Origin of the sequence: Dietzia sp. UBA5065 (assembly GCA_002415925.1) — a bacterium.
Lineage (GTDB): Bacteria > Actinomycetota > Actinomycetes > Mycobacteriales > Mycobacteriaceae > Dietzia.
This window is the reverse complement of the sequence record DIAZ01000084.1, coordinates 2,649-5,470: the sequence shown is the minus strand read 5'-3', so window position 1 is coordinate 5,470 and position 2,822 is coordinate 2,649. Positions and strand designations below refer to the sequence as shown.

The 2,822-nt window shown below is 68.4% G+C and carries 3 protein-coding genes; all 3 read left to right on the top strand.

What is annotated here, in order from left to right; translation table 11 throughout:
* On the top strand, window positions 1-1,099 hold a 1,099-nt coding region (sufB, locus tag B4M60_RS06395), incomplete at its 5' end, for a Fe-S cluster assembly protein SufB (RefSeq protein WP_291081376.1).
* Between the two features lie 5 nt (window positions 1,100-1,104).
* A complete protein-coding gene (sufD, locus tag B4M60_RS06390; protein ID WP_291081375.1) occupies window positions 1,105-2,313 on the top strand; it encodes a Fe-S cluster assembly protein SufD in 1,209 nt (402 codons plus the stop codon).
* Window positions 2,314-2,371: 58 nt separating this feature from the next.
* A partial coding sequence (locus B4M60_RS06385) for an ABC transporter ATP-binding protein (protein ID WP_291081373.1) occupies window positions 2,372-2,822 on the top strand: 451 nt, incomplete at its 3' end.

Sequence of the window (2,822 nt, the reverse complement as noted above, 5' to 3'; positions counted from 1 at the left end):
CACCTACGACCGGCTTGGCATCCCCGAGGCCGAGAAGCAGCGCCTGGTGGCCGGTGTGGCCGCGCAGTACGAGTCCGAGGTGGTCTATCACCAGATCCGCGAGGACCTGGAGAGCCAGGGCGTCATCTTCATGGACACCGACACCGCGCTCAAGGAGCACCCGGAGTACTTCGAGGAGTACTTCGGCTCGGTGATCCCGGCGGGTGACAACAAATTCTCCGCGCTCAACACCGCCGTGTGGTCGGGAGGCTCGTTCATCTACGTCCCGCCGGGCGTCCAGGTGGACATCCCGCTGCAGGCCTACTTCCGCATCAACACGGAGAACATGGGCCAGTTCGAGCGGACGCTCATCATCGTCGACGAGGGCGCCTACGTGCACTACGTCGAGGGCTGCACCGCGCCGATCTACAAGTCGGACTCGCTGCACTCGGCCGTGGTCGAGATCGTGGTGAAGAAGGGCGGCCGCTGCCGCTACACGACCATCCAGAACTGGTCGAACAACGTCTACAACCTCGTCACCAAGCGCGCCCGCGCCGAGGAGGGCGCCACCATGGAGTGGATCGACGGCAACATCGGGTCCAAGGTGACGATGAAGTACCCCGCCGTGTGGCTCACCGGCGAGTACGCCAAGGGCGAGGTGCTCTCCGTGGCGTTCGCCGGCGAGGGCCAGCACCAGGACACCGGCTCCAAGATGCTGCACCTGGCGCCCAACACGTCCTCGAACATCGTCTCCAAGTCGGTGGCACGAGGGGGAGGGCGGTCCGCGTACCGCGGGCTGGTCCAGATCAACGCCGGCGCCAAGGGCTCCAAGTCCAACGTCGAGTGCGACGCGCTCCTCGTGGACAACATCAGCCGCTCCGACACCTACCCCTACATCGACATCCGCGAGGACGACGTGACCCTGGGGCACGAGGCCACGGTCTCCAAGGTGAGCCAGGACCAGCTGTTCTACCTCATGAGCCGCGGGCTGGCCCAGGACGAGGCCATGGCGATGATCGTCCGAGGATTCGTCGAGCCGATCGCCAAGGAGCTCCCCATGGAGTACGCCCTCGAGCTCAACCGACTGATCGAACTCCAGATGGAAGGATCGGTGGGCTGACCGCCATGACCGACACCACGACACCCGCCACAGGATCCGGCCCGACGCCGGTGACGGACCGCTACGGCATCCCCGTGGACGCCACCAAGGGCGACCAGTTCTCGTCGTTCGACGTGAACGCCTTCGAGGTCCCCAGCCACAAGGACGAGATCTGGCGCTTCACCCCGCTCAAGCGGCTGCGGGGGGTCCACGACGGATCCAACGTCACCGCCACCGGGAGGCTGCTGGTCTCCGTGGCCGACCGCGACGGGCTGACGATCGAGACCGTCACCACCGCCGACCCGCGGGTCGGGGAGGCCGGCGCCCCGCGCGACCGGGCCGCCGCCCAGGCCTACACCTCCGTCGAGGAGGTCACGGTCCTCACCGTGGCCAAGGAGACCGTCCTCGGCGAGCCGGTCTACGTCACGGTCGACGGGCCGGGGGAGGGACGGCTCGCCTACGGCCACTCGCAGATCCGCCTGGAGCCGTTCGCCGACGCCACGGTCGTGGTGGACCAGCGCGGCGGCGGGACGATCTCGGAGAACGTCGAGCTGATCGTCGGCGACTCCGCCCACCTCGAGGTGATCCTCATCCAGGACTGGGACGACGACGCCCTCCACCTGGCCAACCACCACCTGCAGGTCGGCCGGGACGCGACCCTCACCTACACCGCCGTGACGTTCGGCGGAGAGGTGGTGCGGATCGCGCCATTCGCGGGCTTCACTGCACCAGGCGGAACGGTCACGATCAACGGCCTGTACTACGCGGACGACGGCCAGCACATCGAGCACCGGCTCCTGGTGGACCACTCGGTGCCGCATTGCACGTCCCGGATCCTCTACAAGGGCGCGCTGCAGGGCGACGCCACCTCCGCCCTGCCGGACGCCCACACCGTGTGGGTCGGCGACGTCCTCATCCGGGCGGCCGCCGAGGGCACCGACACCTACGAGATGAACCGGAACCTCGTCCTCACCGACGGCGCGCGCGCGGACTCCGTGCCGAACCTGGAGATCGAGACCGGGGAGATCGCCGGCGCCGGGCACGCCAGCGCCGTCGGCCGCTTTGACGAGGAGCACCTGTTCTACCTCATGTCCCGCGGCATCCCCGAGGACGTCGCCCGGCGCCTGGTGGTCCGTGGGTTCTTCGGCGAGGTGATCAACCGCATCGGCGTGCCCGAGGTCCGCGAGCGGATCACCGAGGCCGTCGAGCTCGAGCTGCAGTCCTCCGGCATCTGACCGCGGCCCTCACCCAGAGACCACCCCAGAAGACTTCAGAAGGAATGCGAGCACAACAATGACCATCCTCGAGATCAAGGGCCTCACCGCCCGCGTCGCCGCGACCGACGCCTCCGCCGAGACCGTCGACATCCTCAAGGGCGTCGACCTGACCATCGAGTCGGGCCAGACCCACGCCATCATGGGCCCCAACGGCTCGGGCAAGTCGACCCTCGCCTACGTGATCGCCGGCCACCCCAAGTACGAGGTCACCGGCGGCACCGTCACCCTCGACGGCGAGGACGTCCTGTCCATGGAGGTCGACGAGCGGGCCCGCGCCGGCCTGTTCCTGGCCATGCAGTACCCCACCGAGATCCCCGGTGTCTCCACCGCCAACTTCCTGCGCACCGCGGCCACCGCCGTGCGGGGCGAGGCGCCCAAGCTGCGGCACTGGGTCAAGGAGGTCAAGGAGGCCATGGCCGACCTCGACTTCGACCCGGCCTTCTCCGAGCGCAGCGTCAACGAGGGCT

Coding starts and splice junctions, on each gene's coding strand:
- sufD (WP_291081375.1), top strand. CDS start 1,105: ATGACCGACACCACGACACCCGCCACAGGATCCGGCCCGACGCCGGTG.